This window comes from Streptococcus salivarius (assembly GCF_000785515.1).
Taxonomy (GTDB): Bacteria; Bacillota; Bacilli; order Lactobacillales; family Streptococcaceae; genus Streptococcus; species Streptococcus salivarius.
Genome location: NZ_CP009913.1, coordinates 308,875 through 326,429, shown reverse-complemented (window position 1 = coordinate 326,429; position 17,555 = coordinate 308,875). Strand labels below are relative to the sequence as shown.

Annotated in this window: 19 protein-coding genes and 1 riboswitch; of the genes, 3 read left to right on the top strand and 16 right to left on the bottom strand. The window is 39.0% G+C overall.

The genetic code is table 11. From position 1 onward, the window contains the following. Nucleotides 1-109: 109 nt before the first annotated feature. Nucleotides 110-958: an amino acid ABC transporter substrate-binding protein gene (locus SSAL8618_RS01690; RefSeq protein ID WP_014633606.1), complete on the bottom strand. Its 849-nt coding sequence runs from the start codon at nt 956-958 to the stop codon at nt 110-112. Between the two features lie 389 nt (nt 959-1,347). On the opposite strand from SSAL8618_RS01690, the gene SSAL8618_RS01685 reads away from it, so the two are divergent. After that, nucleotides 1,348-2,739, top strand: a complete 1,392-nt coding sequence (locus SSAL8618_RS01685; RefSeq protein WP_038675284.1) for a DUF4153 domain-containing protein — start codon at nt 1,348-1,350, stop codon at nt 2,737-2,739. Nucleotides 2,740-2,791: 52 nt separating this feature from the next. Here SSAL8618_RS01685 and SSAL8618_RS01680 read toward each other — a convergent pair whose 3' ends face one another. The 6 genes from SSAL8618_RS01680 to SSAL8618_RS01655 all read right to left on the bottom strand — a co-directional run bounded on the left by SSAL8618_RS01680 (nt 2,792) and on the right by SSAL8618_RS01655 (nt 8,609). Further along, on the bottom strand, nt 2,792-3,124 hold the full coding sequence (locus tag SSAL8618_RS01680) for a DUF805 domain-containing protein (protein ID WP_014633880.1): 333 nt from the start codon (nt 3,122-3,124) through the stop codon (nt 2,792-2,794). A 124-nt stretch (nt 3,125-3,248) separates the two neighbouring features. Beyond that, a complete protein-coding gene (locus SSAL8618_RS01675) occupies nt 3,249-5,345 on the bottom strand; it encodes a peptide cleavage/export ABC transporter (protein ID WP_038675283.1) in 2,097 nt (698 codons plus the stop codon). 174 nt (nt 5,346-5,519) lie between these two features. Continuing rightward, nucleotides 5,520-6,419, bottom strand: coding sequence for a helix-turn-helix transcriptional regulator (locus tag SSAL8618_RS01670; RefSeq protein ID WP_038675281.1), 900 nt, complete (start codon nt 6,417-6,419; stop codon nt 5,520-5,522). A 180-nt stretch (nt 6,420-6,599) separates the two neighbouring features. Beyond that, nucleotides 6,600-7,250 (bottom strand): phosphatase PAP2 family protein, encoded by a 651-nt coding sequence (locus SSAL8618_RS01665; protein ID WP_038675279.1) that lies wholly within the window; start codon nt 7,248-7,250, stop codon nt 6,600-6,602. A gap of 2 nt (nt 7,251-7,252) precedes the next feature. Further along, nucleotides 7,253-7,810: an ECF transporter S component gene (locus tag SSAL8618_RS01660; protein ID WP_022496034.1), complete on the bottom strand. Its 558-nt coding sequence runs from the start codon at nt 7,808-7,810 to the stop codon at nt 7,253-7,255. A gap of 80 nt (nt 7,811-7,890) precedes the next feature. Then, nucleotides 7,891-8,013: riboswitch (FMN riboswitch) on the bottom strand. Nucleotides 8,014-8,099: 86 nt separating this feature from the next. After that, the gene (locus tag SSAL8618_RS01655) at nt 8,100-8,609 is read right to left on the bottom strand and encodes a tRNA (cytidine(34)-2'-O)-methyltransferase (RefSeq protein WP_002883735.1); all 510 of its coding nucleotides are present in this window, start codon (nt 8,607-8,609) and stop codon (nt 8,100-8,102) included. 291 nt (nt 8,610-8,900) lie between these two features. Here SSAL8618_RS01655 and trkA point away from each other — a divergent pair, with 291 nt between their 5' ends. Both trkA and SSAL8618_RS01645 read left to right on the top strand, forming a co-directional pair. Further along, complete coding sequence (trkA, locus tag SSAL8618_RS01650; RefSeq protein WP_022496357.1) at nt 8,901-10,250, top strand: Trk system potassium transporter TrkA; 1,350 nt, start codon at nt 8,901-8,903, stop codon at nt 10,248-10,250. Nucleotides 10,251-10,256: 6 nt separating this feature from the next. Next, the gene (locus SSAL8618_RS01645) at nt 10,257-11,696 is read left to right on the top strand and encodes a TrkH family potassium uptake protein (protein ID WP_022496358.1); all 1,440 of its coding nucleotides are present in this window, start codon (nt 10,257-10,259) and stop codon (nt 11,694-11,696) included. Between the two features lie 22 nt (nt 11,697-11,718). On the opposite strand, the gene yidD is transcribed toward SSAL8618_RS01645, so the two are convergent. From yidD to racE, 9 genes are all read right to left on the bottom strand, one after another. Next, the gene (gene yidD, locus SSAL8618_RS10295; RefSeq protein WP_013990033.1) at nt 11,719-11,967 is read right to left on the bottom strand and encodes a membrane protein insertion efficiency factor YidD; all 249 of its coding nucleotides are present in this window, start codon (nt 11,965-11,967) and stop codon (nt 11,719-11,721) included. Then, nucleotides 11,967-12,692 carry a pseudouridine synthase gene (locus SSAL8618_RS01640; RefSeq protein ID WP_002883686.1) on the bottom strand — a complete coding sequence of 242 codons (726 nt, stop codon included), beginning with the start codon at nt 12,690-12,692 and terminating at the stop codon, nt 11,967-11,969. The genes yidD and SSAL8618_RS01640 overlap by 1 nt, the downstream gene beginning before the upstream one ends. Nucleotides 12,693-12,783: 91 nt before the next feature. Then, a complete protein-coding gene (scpB, locus tag SSAL8618_RS01635; RefSeq protein ID WP_037610652.1) occupies nt 12,784-13,365 on the bottom strand; it encodes an SMC-Scp complex subunit ScpB in 582 nt (193 codons plus the stop codon). Further along, nucleotides 13,358-14,071, bottom strand: a complete 714-nt coding sequence (locus tag SSAL8618_RS01630) for a segregation/condensation protein A (RefSeq protein ID WP_013990031.1) — start codon at nt 14,069-14,071, stop codon at nt 13,358-13,360. Before SSAL8618_RS01630 ends, scpB begins: the two co-directional genes overlap by 8 nt. Further along, nucleotides 14,071-14,832 carry a site-specific tyrosine recombinase XerD gene (xerD, locus tag SSAL8618_RS01625; protein WP_037610654.1) on the bottom strand — a complete coding sequence of 254 codons (762 nt, stop codon included), beginning with the start codon at nt 14,830-14,832 and terminating at the stop codon, nt 14,071-14,073. The genes SSAL8618_RS01630 and xerD overlap by 1 nt, the downstream gene beginning before the upstream one ends. Then, entirely contained in the window at nt 14,786-15,268 is a 483-nt protein-coding gene (gene cbpB, locus SSAL8618_RS01620) for a cyclic-di-AMP-binding protein CbpB (protein ID WP_002883680.1), read from the bottom strand. The genes xerD and cbpB overlap by 47 nt, the downstream gene beginning before the upstream one ends. After that, entirely contained in the window at nt 15,265-15,786 is a 522-nt protein-coding gene (locus SSAL8618_RS01615; protein ID WP_038675274.1) for a metallophosphoesterase, read from the bottom strand. Before SSAL8618_RS01615 ends, cbpB begins: the two co-directional genes overlap by 4 nt. Beyond that, on the bottom strand, nt 15,768-16,742 hold the full coding sequence (locus SSAL8618_RS01610; protein ID WP_037610658.1) for a nucleoside-triphosphate diphosphatase: 975 nt from the start codon (nt 16,740-16,742) through the stop codon (nt 15,768-15,770). The genes SSAL8618_RS01615 and SSAL8618_RS01610 overlap by 19 nt, the downstream gene beginning before the upstream one ends. Further along, a complete protein-coding gene (racE, locus tag SSAL8618_RS01605; protein ID WP_002883619.1) occupies nt 16,735-17,550 on the bottom strand; it encodes a glutamate racemase in 816 nt (271 codons plus the stop codon). The genes SSAL8618_RS01610 and racE overlap by 8 nt, the downstream gene beginning before the upstream one ends. Between the last annotated feature and the right edge of the window lie 5 nt (nt 17,551-17,555).

The following is a 17,555-nucleotide window of genomic DNA, read 5'->3' as shown; positions in this document are numbered from 1 at the left end:
AAGAATTGTATCAAATTGTTTATAATTGTATATCTCTATAGCTATTAGCTATAACCTGTCCTAGATTTTAATTATATAAAAAAGCTGAGAATCATTCCCAGCTCCTTTCTTATTTTTTGCTTGGAACTTTCAAAGCGTCTTTAGTTGGAATATAATCTTTATTTCCAAGGAATTTTTCAGCCAATTTAGCCAAAGTACCATCTTTTTGGAGTTCTTCCAAACGTTTGTTTACAAATTTTTGAAGGTCTTTTTGGTTATCTGCGAACAAGAAGTAGATGTATGGTTGTTGATCAGATTTAAGCTCAATAGTCTTCAAGTTGCTCAATTTATTGTTTTTGATGATTGCATTAACAGTTGGTGCATCAAAGATCTTGAAGTCGTACTTGCCTTCATTCAAACTTGTCAACATTTGTGTAATATTTTCATTTGTGTAGTTAAGTTCAACTGGCTTGTCTGAATGTTTATCGTTAAATTCAGTTAATTGTGTCGCTGTCGATGTTCCTTGAACAACCTGCGTTGAGTGTCCAGCAATATCATCATATTTCTTAATATTACTATCTTTTGGAACAGTCAAAACAGCTGGTGTGGTCCCAATTGGATATGAGAAGAGGTATTTTTGGTCACGTTCTTCTGAATAAGAGATATTGTTCCCAGCCATTTGGTATTTAGCTGAGTCAAGACCTGTGAAGACTGAAGACCATTCTGTTTTTTGGAATTTCACTTCATATTTGTCAGAGTCCTTGAAGACTGCTTTAGCCACTTCCACATCGTAACCAGTCAATTCACCGTTTTCTTCATATGAGAACGGTGCTGTTGTCCCAACTGTGGCAAAGTTAATTGTTTCTTTAGCACCTGAAGATTTAGAGGCTTCTTTTGATGATTTAGATGAACATGCAGCAAGCAAAGCTACTGAAGCAATGGCTACACCTGTGATTCCAAGAATTTTTTTAAGTTTCATAATACTCTCCTTTGAGATTGATTGTTTTTATTGTAACAGAATTCACTAAGCTTAACTAATACTTAAACATAATCAAGGTGATAAGAAAATACTATCACCTCAAAATTTCAATTGTTTGACAAAGAAAAAGTCATTTCCAATATCTAAGAATGGACACAAACCGTTAATCTATAAAAAGCTTTCTTTAGTATTTGACTGTTTCTGACAATATAGCCCGTACAATCTATCATTCAATGTGAGTATTATATTTTTTCTCGCCTATTTTTCCAACTCATTCTCCAGACCTAAGTCCATAGACCTATTTTTAGTAATTTTACAGTTGGGTAACAAAGTCAAACGTTTTTTATGATAAAGTCTTTTTTGGACAAAAATCCAAAAGGAGAATTATGATGGAAACAAATAACTACACTACTGATTTACAGCTAGTCTCCCAGGAATATTCCAACGAAAAGACTAGTCTTCAAACCAAAACCAAGAAATTCTTGGAACATTTTTCAACAAAAGACATTTGGAAAATTAAGGGACTGATTGTCGCCTGTCTTGTGTCCTGCTTCCTGTATGTCACTTACTTGACCCATTTTTCCTTTGCCTTTCCAGCAACCCTTGTCTTGATCAGTACGATTGAGCTAGGCTGTCGCCTATTAGGTGGAAAAGCAAAGGGAATGCGACTTGAATCGGGAATATTTATGGTCACTAGTCTCCTCCAAGGCTTGCAAATTAGTCTCTGGGGTCTGCACGACAACTGGGGCAGCGCTCAGATTCTTTGCCTTCATGCAAGTATCCTCCTTTACTTAATGGCACGCACTGGACAAAGTAGTCAAGATCGTTTAGGAATTATGGTTTGGCTAGACCTCATATACACCAGCTGCATCTTCCCGCTAAAATATTTCTTTATCGGAGCCTGGACACTCCTATATAAAACAGCACCTAAACAAGAACTCTCCGAAGAAGAAAAACACGTAATCAAGAACCACAAATGGATGATTCTCATTAGTATCATGATTGCCTTGGTACTAACTGTATTCGCTGCTAGTCAGCTTAGTCAGGTCTTACCTGCTTTCGGACAACTTTGGCGACAGTTCTTCCAGACACTAACTTCTCTACTTGATTTCACCCTCACCTTCAAGGACAACGGATTATTGTTCTCTCGTTTAATAAGCAGTATCCCTCTGGCTCTAGGACTTTTTGCTCAACTCGCTGCAACCTATTTGGCAAAAGAAAAGCCACTCAGTCAAAAACGATTTGAAGGCCATCTTAAAGCGACCCGTCAGTTCCCAAAAGTAGCAGCTTATATCGTACTCGGAAGCCTCTGCTTCACTTATGCCCTATTCATATTAACTGCCACTAGTCAAATGGGAGAACTCCTTTCTCTCAACCAAGCCAACATTCCAGCCCATCAAGCCTCACATATTGCGGTTCAAGGCTTCTGGCAATTGGTTCGAGTTTCTACCCTCAACTTAGGAATCCTAGCTGGACTTTACATTTTTTCTAAAGAAAACTTCTTCACCCACAAGGGGCTTCGTTTCTTAAGTACCCTACTCTTTGCTTTTGCTAGCCTCTTTGCCCTTATCGCTGGCTGGAAACTCTTTGGCGTTTATATGGCACTCTATGGTGTGACGCCACGTCGCTTATTGTCAGGTTGGTTTGTCACAGTACTCTTTATTTGGTGTGTCCTAACACTTATTCGACTCTATAAACCTATTCAGGCAACTCGTCTCGCTATATTTTATGCAACTATCAGCTTTACCCTCGTTAACCTCTTAGGTAGCTTTATTTTATAAGAAAAAAAAGAGTGGAACTAGATTAACTAGCTTCACTCTTTTTATATTGGAGTTATTTTGAATCTCTTGTAGGAAAGGCATACATCACCCAAAGCACTACCAGTAGTGGTGTCGCTTTTAATACAATCCAAGCAACATTGAAATTGGCATCACGTAGACGACGAATCTGCATAGAAATGGTAGGAAGCGCCGTTGCTGCTATAAATAAAATGAAAGCTGTTAATGTAAAGCCAGCAGCCTTTGTTTCTCCAAGGAAGTCCATCAGTAGGAAAATTAAAGTACCAATAACTCCATTAATCAAGACAACCCACCAATAGTCTGATCGTTTTGTACGACCATAAAAATCAATATAGCCTAACCAAAAATTTTTATATGCCTCTAACATGTTTACACCTCTTAATAGTATGCTACCAGTATACTATATTAAGGAGATAGGTGCAAGATGTGAATATTTAGACTACTTAAGTTTTCTACATATATAATTCTACATATATAATAGGAAGATTATTTTAAATAAACTGGAATGGATTGAAATTAGGACTGTCCGACTCAATCTGGCCACTCACCATGGTCACCACACGACTGACATGTTGACGGACACTATGACGGTGAGCAATAAAAATCATTGTTCGTTTAATCTTAGTAAGATTAGCCATGACCCTGCTTTCAGTATCACTATCGAGACCACTGGTAGCTTCGTCAAAAATCAAGATAGGCTGCTTCGACAAGAGGGCCCTCGCTATCGCCAAGCGTTGTTTTTGACCACCAGATAGACCACCATCCTCAGATACTTGGGTCTGAAAACCTAGTGGCATTTTTTGAATATCCTCTAAGATATCAGCTTGTTGGCAAACCTTAAGAAGTTCTTTCTCGTCAACTTCTCCTTCAAATCCTAACAGCAGATTTTCTAAAATGGTTCCAGTAAACACATAGGTCTGCTGGGGAACGTAAGTCACCATTTGACGCAGCTCCGCATGGCCAATAGCATCTTTATCTAGGGTTACATGACCACTAGATTTTGTGTAATAACCCGACAACATTTTCGCTAAGGTCGTTTTCCCAGATCCACTTTTACCCATGAGGGCAATTTTCTCACCCTTATGAATCGTTAAATCAATCTTACTAAGCGTCTCTTGCTGATAACTAAAACGGTGACTGACACCCTTAAGAGCAAGTTGTTTAAAGGATAACTCTTTAAGTTTTCCTTTTTCTTCCTTGTCCACAACATAAACTTCTTGAAGACGATTATTGGCTACTTTGGCTTGCTGAATTTTTGATTGGAGATTGATAATATTAATTAAAGGAGTTGTAAAATAATTCAGCAACATATTATAGGTAATCAACTGACCTGCAGATAGCTGTCCTTCCATGGCCAATTGTGCCCCATACCAGAGGATAAAGACATTGGAAACTAACTGAACCCCTGTCTTTAAACCATCCTGCGTTAATTGCCACTTAGCCTTAGACAAAGACTTCTTCAAATAGTCATGGAATTTCACCTCAATTTCCTGATACCGTCTCTCTTCAACTCTCAAGGATTTTAAGGTTTCAATGCCTCGCAAATCATCAATAACAGCGGTATTGACCTGACTATTTGCCTCCATCAATTGATAATTTTCCTTTTCAAAAAGCTTATAGAATGCCAAAATGATTAACACATAAAGAGGAACTACCGTGAGTGTCATCACAAAAAGTGACTGATTTTGTAAAATAAGGGCCACAGCTAGAGTCATCACAATGGTCACATCTAGGAAAATTGATAAAATCGTTGAAGCTAGAGCATCGATAATAGTGTTGGCATCTCCAAAACGTGATGTGATTTCACCAGTACGACGTGAACTAAAGAAACTAATCGGTAGGGAAAGGACATGCTTAATATAAGGAAGAATGACAGCAATGGACAAGTAATTCCCCAATCGATGTAGAAGATAATCTTTGAAAAAAGTAAATACTTGTTGAGCTAGATAAGAGATACATAGGCCTAGCGAAATCATTGTCAGAAGAGTGTAGGCCTCCTGAGGAATCAAGCGGTCAATAATAGATTGCAAATAATAAGAACCAATAATATTAACAAGGGTCACTAGAAAACTCAGTAAGACAATGACTGCAATCAATCCCTTACGACGAAACAAAATTGGTAAAAATGAAAGAAGCCCAGGCACATCTTCTTTGTATTTAGTGTAGGTTTCTCCTGGAACAAAAAAGAGAGCAACTCCCGTCCACTCTTTGGCAAACTCCTCTAAGGGCATTTTAATGACCTTCTTGCTAGGATCTGGATCACCAATAACAAGCTTCCCTTTGATTTGACCAAACACCGTATAATAATGTTGCAGTCCACCTTCTTTAACCACATGTGCAATAAAAGGATAAGATAGGCTTTCTTGTTTAAACAAGTCTAAATCCGCACGAATGGCCTGAGTTTCAAGACCCAACTGCTTGGCCGCTTCAACCAAACCAAGCGCAGAAGTTCCTTCCCGAGAGGTCTGAGCCAACTCCCGCAAATAGGCCAAACTATAAGACGAACCATAGTGTTTAAGAATCATGGACAAGGCAGCGACACCACAATCACGCTGATCAACCTGTGAAATATATGGATATTTTGACATGGTGACTCCTTATTAAAGACAACCTGTGAAATAAGGCAAGATAGTGATAAGTAGTGAGAATAGTGTAAATAAATTTAGCTTTTTCAAAATAAAACTCCTTTTAACTGTTATTTATGTTTCTATAGTAAACATTTAACCATTAAAAAAGTAGTGACATTTATGTCACCACCATTTCTATAAACCATCTGCCGCTTTCCCTGCTTTTATACTTTCTTCTAAAACCGAGTCTTCTAAAACGGAAGCAAACATTATGGCCTTATCGTAATTCTCTGCAGCCTTTTTCTTATTTCCCTTATGCAGAAGTTCATATTTAGCTTTGAGAACAAAAACACTAGGTTTATAGCTATAGAATTGTGATTTTTCTATAACGGCTAATGCTTTATCCACAACTGTTAAGAAGTCTGAAAAGGAATTGTGAAAAATCTTCAAAGCAGCGATAGCCATCAAATCATTAAATAAAACAATATTATAGACATCGTCTGTCCAAATTTCCTGATTTAATACTCTCTTTACAATCCTTTCAAAAAGTTTTTTGTCAAACTGTTTTCTTCCATAGAGATGGAAGAAATAATAGTCAATAACTAATAAATCGTTAGTTGAGAATTTCTTCTTCCTTTTGACTTGTTCAAACAAGTCTTCATATATTTCTTCAACCTTTGGGCTCTCCTCCCAATTAGTAAAACTCAAAATATTTTCCAAAATATCTAGAGTTAACAACTCTTCTTCTGGAAGAAGTTCAAAGAATTTCTCATAGACTTCCTCAATTAAGGCAAGTTTAGACTTTATTCTTTCTGGATTTCTGTACGTTGGAAACTTAATCAAACGATTCTTCATCTCATAATATTCGTCAGGAATGGTAATATTGTCATGATCCAATAGATCAGACATATTTTTTCCTAGACGTTTTGCAATATAAGATAATTTATCCAAAGACGGGAGTGACTCCCCTTTTTCAATACGAATTAACTGACGCACAGTCAATTCCGCACCATCTAAACATAGCACTTCACGTGACATCTGCTGACGTTCACGCTCAGTTTTGATTCTTAGTCCAATGCTGTCTTTTATGTTCAAGAGACTCTCCTTCATTTCAAAAATTTAAAAATATTATATCACAACTGTAATATAATTAATATACAGTTAATATGATTTTAACAGAATAATAGTCAAAAAAAGCTATTTTTATACATTTTATATAAGAAAAACCTTCCTTTGCATCAAAAAAACATGCAGTTCAAAAACTACATGTTTGTTTTATTTCTGTTTACTGTGGAATCGCCATTCAAAGCGAATGCGGTCATAAGTTGGATAGATAGCATTAAGCAAACCAAAGGCTAAGGTAAAGCCAGCTAAAACATCTGTTGGATAATGGACACCCACATAAATACGCGAAAGTCCAACAAGGAAAATCAGAAGCCCAGTAATACCATAAACTGCTATTTTAGATTCTTTTTTCGCCAAACGCTGAGCAAGAACAATGGCAATTGCTCCAAGAATCATAAAAGTTCCCAAAGAGTGACCACTAGGGAAAGAATAACCACTAGCGTGCACTAAATGCGTAATTGATGGGCGTTGACGCTGGTAAATATACTTCAAACTTACAATCAAGATACTAGCGAGAAGCCCACTGGCACCTACAAAGATAGCTTCTGCTTTATACTGACGTAGATAAAGCCAGATTACTGCTACGATTGCAATAATAGCCTGTACGGGCGTATTCCCAAGTATGGTAATCGTTTTAAAAAAGCGTGTCAATCCTGCTGGTAAGTCTCCTCGAACCCAAGTTTGAATGTTGCTATCAAATCCTGTCAAGGCTTCAGGGTAGAACTTAACCATGTAACCGAGAGCAACAAATAACAATAAGGCAAAAGAAGCATAAATATAATGTGTGTGTTTGTGTTTCATATTTATAATTTTACTAGAATAGACTTAAGTGGAGCATAAATCAGAGCAAAGGCTACTGCAAAAATTAATCCTTCAAGTAAATTGAAAGGTACTACCATAGCGAAAAGGTATTTATAGAGACCTATAAATTGCGCAATATCAAAGTTGGCAAATTTGGCATAGAGTGGTACTGCATAAATATAGTTAAGTGCTACCATAGCAACTGTAAGCAAGACAGTACCCAAAACAGATCCAAGAATATAATTCTTACTCGTTTGATTCTTTTTCCAAAAATAGCTTAGGCCCCAAACAAAGACTCCTAGAGCAACGAAATTCATAGGAAGTCCAATCATTGATCCTGGACCACCATTGTTTAGCAAGAGCTTCAACAATGAACGAAGTAAGAGAACGCCAATAGCACTCTTAAAATCAAAGATAACCAAGGCGATAAGAACTGGAAGGATTGAAAAATCAACCTTCAAAAAATCTGCTGCTGGAATCAATGGAAATGAAAAATAAAGCAATAAGAATGAAACTGCGGATAAAATGGCAATATAAGCCAATTTACGTGTGTTTGTCATAAAAAAATTCCTCCAAATTTTAACAATTTGAAAGAAGTTCCCAATGTATTTGCCTATGTCAAAAAAGACTACGCAAAAAGACTGGTCTTCTTCCATCCAGACTGTACTGTCGGTTGAGGAATCGCACCTCATCAGCTTGCGCTCGCGGACTTATCCATAGAATCACCGCCGGTCGGGAATTTCACCCTGCCCTGAAGACCCTTTAAGATTAACACAAAAAAGCCTTGATGACAAGGCTTTCGATTTATAGATTTCTAATCAAATGATAGTCAACGACTATTAATAGTCTCTATTTTAATTTATCATTCTGGTAACGATGGCTCAACTCTAACCCCGCAAACTGTTGCTGACGAAGTGCTTCATAAACAATCATACAAACAGTATTGGACACATTTAGACTACGCACATGTTCATCATTCATCGGAATACGAATAGCTTTTTCAGGATGCTCACGCATAAAATCTTCAGGCAGACCCGTATCTTCACGACCAAACATAAAATAGTGGTCTCCGCCATCAGCATAATTCTCGTCTGAATAAGTCTTATCTGCAAACTTCGTGACTAAATGCAAACGGCCATCTTGATTTTTAGACATAAAATCAGCCAAATTGTCATAGTAGGTGATGTCAAGTTTATCCCAGTAGTCAAGGCCTGCACGCTTCATCTTCTTGTCATCAATTGGAAATCCCATAGGACGAATGATATGAAGAGGGCTGTTAGTCGCTGCACAGGTACGAGCGATATTCCCAGTATTTTGCGGAATGCGAGGTTCAAACAAGACAATATGATTACGTGACATCTCAATTCTCCTAGACATAAAAAATACCATGTCGCCCGGAGTCAAGCTCAGCAGACGACATGGTTGTGGACGTTCATTAGCTTAAATCATGACAGGTTAGATTTAAAATAACGAATCTTTGAATATATTTTAGCACTTCTAGTGTAAAAGTCAACACTATTTTAAGAAAAAAAAGTAACTTTTATAACTTCATTATTCACTTTAAATAAGAACAGTTGATAAAGCTAGCCGAAAAGGGTGATTTTTCAGCTAAAATAGAGTATCATAGTAATGATTATTTGGAGGTAACTCATGCGTATTATTGTCGTAGGTGCCGGTAAAGTCGGTACCGCACTCTGTCGCTCTCTTGTTGAAGAGAAGCACGATGTTATTTTAATTGAAGAAAAAGAAGAGGTCCTCAAACGACTCAGCAAACGTTACGATGTGATGGGCTTTGCTGGTAATGGGGCTAATTTCAAAATCTTGGAACAAGCCGAGGTTAACAACTGCGATGTTTTTATCGCTATGACTGATAAAGATGAAGTAAACATGATTTCAGCCGTTCTGGCTAAACAAATGGGTGCCAAAGAAACCATTGTTCGTGTGCGTAACCCAGAATACTCAAATGCTTATTTCAAAGACAAGAACTTTCTTGGATTCTCATTAGTAGTTAATCCTGAACTTTTAACAGCTCGCTATATTGCCAATACAGTTGAATTTCCAAATGCTCTATCAGTAGAAACCTTTGCTAACGGACGTGTTATCCTGATGGCATTTAAAGTCACTGAAAATAGCCAATTGTCTGGTATGACAATGGAACAATTCCGTAAGAAATTCGGCAATATTCTAGTTTGTACGATTGACCGTCAAGGTGAACTCATCATTCCAGATGGGAATGCTACCATGCAAATTGGGGATAAGATTTATGTCACTGGTAAACGTGTTGATATGGCGCTTTTCCACAGTTACATCAAGCCAAAAAGCATCAAAAAACTTTTGTTGATTGGTGCTGGACGTATCTCCTACTACTTGCTCAATATCTTGAAAAACAATCGTATTAAGGTCAAATTGATTGAGCAAAAAATGGACCGTGCACAAACCTTTAGTCAGGTCTTCCCTGAAGTTTCTGTTATCTTAGGTGACGGTACTGCTAAAGACCTTCTTCTCGAGGAAAGTGCATCCAGTTATGATGCCGTAGCTACCCTAACTGGAGTAGATGAAGAAAATATCATCACCTCTATGTTCCTCGAAAGCCTTGGTATTCACAAGAATATTACTAAAGTCAACCGTACCAGTCTTTTAGAGATTATCGATACACGTGAGACAACAACAATTGTCACACCTAAGAGTATTGCCGTTGACACTGTAATGCACTTTGTCCGTGGGCGTTATAATGCTAAAGATTCTAGCCTCGATGCCCTTCACCATGTGGCTAATGGTCGTATCGAAACCTTGCAATTCCAAATTAAGGAAAACAACAAAATCGCTGGGAAGAAACTTTCTGAGCTTGAATTTGCTAATGGTGTCCTTATCGCTGCTATTATTCGCAATGGAAAATCTATTTTCCCAACGGGAGAAGACAGACTCGCTATTGGGGATAAAATCGTGATCGTTACACTCTTACAAAATGTAACTCATATTTACGACTTGTTGAAGAGGTAAGCTGCCATGAATCGATCTATTGTCCGTTTTCTTATTGCCAAGCTTCTGCTTATTGAGGCTGCTCTCTTGGTTGTACCACTTATCGTTGCCCTCATTTATCAAGAAGATGCCAAAGTATTTGCCAGCATCTTGGGTACGATGGGGATTCTCCTCTTTCTCGGAGTACTTGGTACTCTCTTTAAACCGAAGAACTACCATATTTACACCAAAGAAGGGATGCTTATTGTAGCCCTCTGTTGGGTGCTCTGGTCCTTCTTTGGAGGATTGCCCTTCGTCTTTGCTGGTCAGATTCCAAGTGTCATTGATGCCTTCTTCGAGATGAGCTCTGGTTTCACAACCACGGGGGCTACTATTCTCACAGATACTGGAGTACTTACCCACTCCCTCCTCTTCTGGCGAAGTTTCGCCCACTTGATTGGAGGGATGGGGGTATTGGTCTTTGCCCTAGCCATCATGAACAACAGTAAAAATGGTCACCATGAGGTTATGCGTGCAGAGGTGCCTGGTCCAGTTTTTGGTAAGGTCGTGGCCAAGCTCAAAAATACAGCTCAAATTCTTTACATCATCTATTTAACCATGTTCGTTATTTTTGCTGTTATTCTCTGGCTTTGCGGTATGCCAATCTTTGATAGTATCATCACTGCTATGGGGGGCGCAGGTACTGGGGGATTTGCTGTCTATAATGACTCTATCGCCCACTACCACAGCGATCTGATTACCTATGTGGTTACTGTTGGTACCCTACTCTTTGGGGTTAACTTCAACCTTTATTTCTATATCCTCCTTCGCAAAATCAAGTTTTTCTTCCAAGATGAAGAACTACGTACCTACTTTGCGATTGTGGCTATTTCAACTGGTTTAATTATCCTCAATATTTTTGGAATCTACCACAATTTGGCTGACTCTTTCAAATACTCATTTTTCGAAGTGTCAACTATCATCACAACAACCGGTTTTGGTCTGACAGATATTACCAAATGGCCACTCTTTTCTCAGTATATCCTACTCCTCCTGATGTTTATCGGAGGGTCAGCAGGTTCTACAGCTGGTGGTTTCAAGGTTATCCGTGCTATGATTATTGCTAAGATTGCACGAAATCAGACCCTGGCTAGCCTCTATCCTAATCGTATCCTGTCACTTCATATTAATGGAAGTGTTCTCGATAAAGAAACGCAGCACAGTGTTCTCAAATACCTAGCTGTATATGTACTCATTATACTAAGTTTAGTCACTGTTTTGTCACTGGATAATCAAGACCTCTTGATTGTGACAAGTGCTGCTGCTTCAACCTTTAACAACATTGGACCTTTACTTGGAACGAGTGATAGCTTTGCTATTTTCAGTCCTTTATCTAAGCTTATCATGGGATTTGCTATGATTGCAGGACGTTTGGAAATCTATCCTTTATTACTCCTCTTCCTACCAAAAACTTGGTCAAAAACTTAAGCATAGAAAAACTCCTTTGGATTCATTTATCCAAAGGAGTTTTATTACGTTTTAGACTAAAATAATCTGGCACCGGATCATCTCCAGTCTCTGATAAAGGGTGACATCTTAAGATACGGGCAATTCCCATAAGAACTCCCTTTAAGCCATGCTTTTCTATTGCTTGGATCATATAAACCGAACAAGTTGGACGAAAACGACAAGACGGTGGAAATAGGGGAGAAATCCATCTCTGATAAGCCCTGACCAAGGCAATCAGAAATCTTTTCATTATTTGACCTTATTGACAGCAGCGTTATGAAGCTGGCTGATTTCTTTCTTATTTAGACGGCGTGATTCACCTGGACGAAGCCCTGTCAAATCAAGGGTTCCAAAACGGGTACGAGACAACTTATCAACGAGCAAGCCCACTGATTCAAACATTTTCTTAACCTGGTGGTTACGCCCTTCATGAATTGTCAATTCGACAACTGAACGATTCTTTTCATGGTCAACTTTGATAATATTGTAACGTGCTGGCTTGGTTTTCTTGCCATCAATGACCACACCACGAGTTAATGGACGGAGGTTCTCCTTGGTCGCAATACCTTTGACACGCGCCAAATAAACCTTGTCAATCTCATTACGTGGGTGAATCATTTTATCGGTAAAGTCACCATCATTAGTCAAAATAAGAAGACCAGTCGTATCCCAGTCAAGACGACCAACAGGATAGATACGTTCCTTAACGTGGGGCATGAGGTCAATCACCGTCTTACGATTTTTCTCATCAGATACCGAAGAAATAACCCCTCGTGGTTTATTAAGAAGATAATAGACCTTCTCTTCATTATAAATTGGACTACCATTTACCTCAACAATGTCACCATTTTTGACAATGGTTGCCAATTCCGTAACGGTCTTACCATTTAGGGTCACACGACCTTCTTTAATCAGTTCCTCAGCCTTACGACGGCTGGCCACACCAGCGTGGGCAATATATTTATTAATTCGCATTCTTTTTCTACAGCTTAAGCTGTATCCTTTCTACCTAGCATCTCTGCTATGTTTCTTTCTTTTTAATGATTAGTTTCAACAAGGTTTACTCTTAATTGTCCGAGTCCTCAAGCTCTTCTGGAGTATCTTCCCTAAAGAGACTCGTTTCCTGCTCTTCAAGTTCTAGTTGGTCAATCGCCACAAGTTCGTCTAAACTGTTAATTCCCATATAGTCCAAGAAATAATCAGTAGTCGCATATAGGTTAGGACGACCGACAGCATCTTTTTTACCAGCCTCTTGAATGAGATTGAAGGCCTGAAGTTTAGCAATAGCACCACTAGAATTAACACCTCTAATGTCATCGACTTCAGCACGTGTAATAGGCTGTTTATAAGCAACTATAGAGAGAACCTCAAGACTCGCTCTGGATAGACTTTGGTTGATTGGCGTTTTAGAATAGTCACGAAGGAGACTTGCAAAATCTGGCTTAGTCACCAGCTTATAGGTATTTGACGATTCCAATAAACAAAGAGCTGAACCCTCATCTGCCTCATACTTGGCTTGCAATTTTTCCAAGGACTGAGTCAGACCTGTCACTGGCATTTCCAAAAGCTGTGCCATAGCATGTAGACTAAGACCATCTTCACCTGCCACAAAAAGTAAAGCTTCTAATCGTGCTAAGTGACTACTCATTCGTCCATTCCTTTCTTAGTGTGATTGTTCCAAAAATTGTTTCCTGTTGTACTGATATGCGATGTACCTTAATCAATTCAAGAGTTGCCAAAAAGAGGGTGATTACTTGATTCATATCTTTAGCATCGGTGAAAAGTTCATCTAAATGTAGTTCATTTTTTGAGCCAAATGCTTCCTCAATAATCAGCATCATGTCTTCAATTTTATAATCGTCACGCGCAATAGTCGTGTGATTTCGGCGAATTTCTTCTTGCTTTTCAGCCATGATTTTTGAAAAAGCCAAGAAAATATCTTGAATGGTCTTATCCTGATTCAGAGTCACATCTTCATAAACCAATTCTACTTTTGGTTTTGAAAAATACTGAGCTCGTACCTCATGCTGCTTAGCCAACTCTTGACTAGCTGCTTTGAAGCGTGCATATTCTTCCAATTGACTCAAGAGCTCTTGTTCAGGATCATCTGCTTCAGGCTCAGCTTCCACCACTGTGGGCAGAAGCTTACGACTCTTAATCAGCATGAGCTGACTAGCCATAAGCATATATTCCCCAGCAACTTCAAGCTTCATGGCTTGCAAGGTTGCCAAATAAGCCAAGTATTGCTCGATAACCTCAACAATGGGAACATCGTAAATGTCTACCTCATACTTAGAAACCAGATGGAGCAACAAATCCAGTGGCCCCTCAAAATCTTTTAACTTAATATCCATTAGGTTTTATAGTATTTCTCCAAGGTCACTGGACTTTTTAGTCCCAGTAAACGAGCAAGTTCAAAGGCGCCCGTTCCCTTTTCAATCTGTCTAAGAATAAATTGCTGACGCAAGACTTGAGCGGTTACATTCGATAAGCCACAGTCACTAACATAAGTCTGGATTTGCTTATACAGCCATTGTCGAGTATAGACCTTACCCAAAAGCAAGCCCTGGCTGTTCGCATCTTTAATAGCCAACAAATACTGCTTCACATCTGCTTCAAGTCTGAGAACACGCTTAGTGCTTCCCTTGGCCACAGTTACAACACCAAAATCCAAGTCAATATCGGACCAGTCCAACTCCAAAATCTCTGAAGGTAAGAGCCCCAACTCTAGAATCAGCAGACAAGACAGCTTACCAACCCCTTCACGCCCCTCATAAAGCGATGAAAGATCCAGTATTCGCAACTTATCCTCCTGAGAAGGTATTGTAACCGTCTCTGATAGTTTGAAAAATTTCTCTAATTCACCCTTTTGATAGAGGTATAGCAAAAATTGATTGACCGCAGAGCGCTTACGCTTTTGTACAGATGGCTTCCATTCCTTCAGTTGGTTTTCATAGAGCTTAAGACTGGTTTGATCAATTTGTCCTGAAATCGACGTTGCAAACTGCTTAAGATCATAAGCATAAGCTTGCTTTGAACTCTCCGAAATGACCTTAGTAGCCAGAAAATCAGTGATCTGAGTTGTCAGTTGTTTTTGGAATGATGATATAGTCATGTGTAAAGTCATGTAAGAGGCTATTAACCGCCTTTAGAATCGATTTTCGTGTGATAATTCCTTTGAAAATGCCTTGGCTGTCAACCACAGGAAGGAAAGGATTATTAACTAGCTTATGCATTACCTCATTTAGATTGGCATTATCTTCCACTGTTTCCACGACATCTGATGTCATCGGTCCGATATCACGGTTAACCATCTCCCACTCTTGCAAGTTATGTTCATCTTGATATCGCTTAATATCCGTCAAAGATATGGTCCCAAGATAATGCTTATCCTTAGTCAAAACGGGAACGCGCGAATAACCATTGCTTGTCAAAAGCAAGACCACATGATCAGCGTTGTGACTATCAATAAAAATAGCAACCTGATCTGATGGAATTAAATAATTATCTAAATGAGCCAACAAAAAATCTTCAAATTCTTTAGCAATCATCGTTCAAATTCCTGTGTAAGTTCTGAATAAAGTTCATGGTCACGTGTGTAATATTCTACACGAATTTTTTCACTGTTTATAATCACCTTAGCGTAAAGTTTCTCATGGATAGGACCTCGTGGCTGTGAAACAGATCCTGGGTTGATAAACACTGTCTTACCATTTCGCCAAGCTGCTGCCGCATGCAAGTGGCCATAGAGACAAATATCTGCATCCTCTTGTTGCGCCCAAAGATCCAACTTGTCCCAGGTAAAATTAATGCCATAAAGATGACCATGTGTTTGTGCAATAATCACATCACCAAGTTTAACGACCAAACGTTCTGGATAACCTGAATCATAATCACAGTTACCACGAACCACATGGATACCTTCCCAAACAGGATCACTTGATTCTAACTCAGAATCTCCATTGTGGAAAATAGCATCTACCTTCCCTTGATAACGATTTTTTATATCTACTACAATATCACGTTCTCCATGGGAGTCGCTCATTACGATTATTGTTTGTTCTGCCATGCTGGGAAGACCTCCATAAGTTTCTTAACAGCTTGTCCACGGTGAGATTGTTCATTTTTCTCTTCTGCAGAAAGCTCTGCTGCCGTTTTCCCCGTATTACCAACTAAAAAGAGTGGATCATAACCAAAACCATTGTCACCTTTAGGTTCTCGGCCAATATAACCCTTCCAGTCGGCATCAACAACCAAACTATCACGTCCAGGGGCCGCAACAACTAGGGTTGTATGGAAGTTCGCAGTACGTTTGCTATCATCAAGCACCATAGCTAGCTCGTGCAATAATTTAGCATTATTTTCAGCATCCGTAGCATCAGGACCTGCAAAGCGTGCAGACCAAACTCCTGGTAAACCTCCAAGAACATCTACCTGCAAACCAGAATCATCTGAAAGGACCATTTTACCTGTTAATTCAGAAATGGTTTCCGCCTTCAAGCGTGCATTTTCTTCAAAGGTCATACCCGTTTCAGCAACTTCAGGAAGGTCTGGATAATCATTAAGATTCTCTACCTTAATGCCTAGTTTTCCAAATAGTTTACGAAATTCCTTGGTTTTTCCTTCATTGCGTGTCGCAATCAATAGGACATCACCAAAGTCTGATTTGTTATCAGAACCAAAGAAATCACTCAAGGCAACACCTTCTCTAGGCACATGCACATAGACAAGCTTATCTCCTTCACTAACTACCAAAGCCCCTTGATGTTGCGTAACAGCTAGGTCACGACCAGTTTCCTCTTTCAAGCAATCCAAAATAAAGGATACCAAGCGAAGGTCTGAAGAATGTTTCGCAATATGTAACTGAAAGCCACTAACAGCCAAAACGTTAGTCAAAGCTTGGAAAAAGTCAACAAATTGCTCATAGGCCTCATCACCACCAAAACAAGTCAAGTGATTGTAGCTTCCAAAACTAGCCAAATACCAGTCTTGTTCGTCTTTATATTCAAAAATTGATTTAGTCATTTTCTAACTCCTTGTCCAAATCGACATGTTGGACAGCAACTTCTTCACCCAGCCATTGTTCTGCGATTTCTTTAAAACCTAGCACACTAGCCGTGGTGTAATATTCTTCCGTCTTGTCTTCGACTTCACGGCTACGATTAATCTCAAAATAATTGAGCAAAACAGAAACATCACGAACTGTTTCAGCTCCGCTATCAATTAGCTTGACACTTGGCCCCATAACATTTTGGATGATGGGACGTAAAAGTGGGTAATGGGTGCAACCCAAAACCAAGGTATCTACCTTACCGACTAAAGGTGCCATGCTTTCATAAACAATCTTTTTAGCCACACTTGAGTTAATTTCATTAGATTCAACAATAGGGGCGAAGCGAGGACAAGATAAACTCAAGACATTCATTTGTGGTGCCAAATGCTTAATTTTTTGTTCATAGATGTTAGAGGCAATCGTCATTGGAGTCCCAATGACACCAATATGACCCGATTGGCTAGACTTAATAGCCGCACTAGAACCAGGCAAAACCACACCTAGCACTGGGATATCCAAGGCTCCTTTGATTTCCTCCCAAACTACTGCCGTTGCCGTATTACAAGCAATAACAATCATCTTTACATCTTTGGTCAGAAGGAATTTAACCAACTGCCAGGTATACTGTCTAATTTGTTCTGCCGGTCTAGGACCATACGGTGCCCTAGCAGAGTCACCAATATAAACAATAGACTCGTGAGGCAACTGACGTTTAAGTTCACGTACTACCGTCAGTCCTCCGACACCAGAATCTAAAAATCCTATAGGTCGATTATCCATCTTGC